This is a genomic window from Serratia oryzae, from assembly GCF_001976145.1.
Taxonomy (GTDB): Bacteria; Pseudomonadota; Gammaproteobacteria; order Enterobacterales; family Enterobacteriaceae; genus Chania; species Chania oryzae.
Map to the genome: position 1 here is coordinate 1 of NZ_MOXD01000063.1, position 608 is coordinate 608.

Sequence of the window (608 nt, forward strand, 5' to 3'; positions counted from 1 at the left end):
GGCTGAATGGCGACCAGTTCACCTCGTTACGCCAGTAACCGCCGTTATCCCCGGACAGATACTGCTCCTTGTAACCCCGCACCGAGCTTTCGCCGCCGATAGTCAGGCGTTCGCTGCCGTATAACCGGTCTGGCGACCACTGGCCGTAGACGCTGGTGAGATAGGTCCAGTTCTGCGCCAGCGGCAGGTAATAGCTGCTGGAGAGTGAAGTCTTGTTGAACTCTGCTCTTGGTGCCTCGCTACTTTTGCCGCTGTCGTCTTCCGCCCCCAGCCAAGGCACGCCACGGCTGTAGGTCGGGTTGAGCGTGGCAAAACCACTCCACAGCTTCTGGCTGTGCGTCGCCCCCAACGATACACTGGTGAGCTTGCGGCTACTGCTCTCCAGCCGGGCGTCGTTGAGGTAGTTGCGATTGATACGGTGCGTCAGGCCCAGCGCCAGGCCGGTTTTTATCTCACTGTTGCGGAACACGACGCGGGACAGGTTGAAACGGTGCGTCTGGCTGTCGCCGCTGGAGCGCCAGTCGAAGCCCTGATTGTTGATGGTCGAGAGGTAGTCGCTGTAGGAATAGTTGTAATCCGCCAGCCAGTAGCCGTAAGGCAGGCTGACA

General features: G+C 59.9%; 1 protein-coding gene. It reads right to left on the reverse strand.

The genetic code is table 11. The features are described from left to right. The coding region (locus BMI79_RS22910; protein WP_143555419.1) for a ShlB/FhaC/HecB family hemolysin secretion/activation protein at window positions 1–608 on the reverse strand (608 nt) is incomplete at both ends.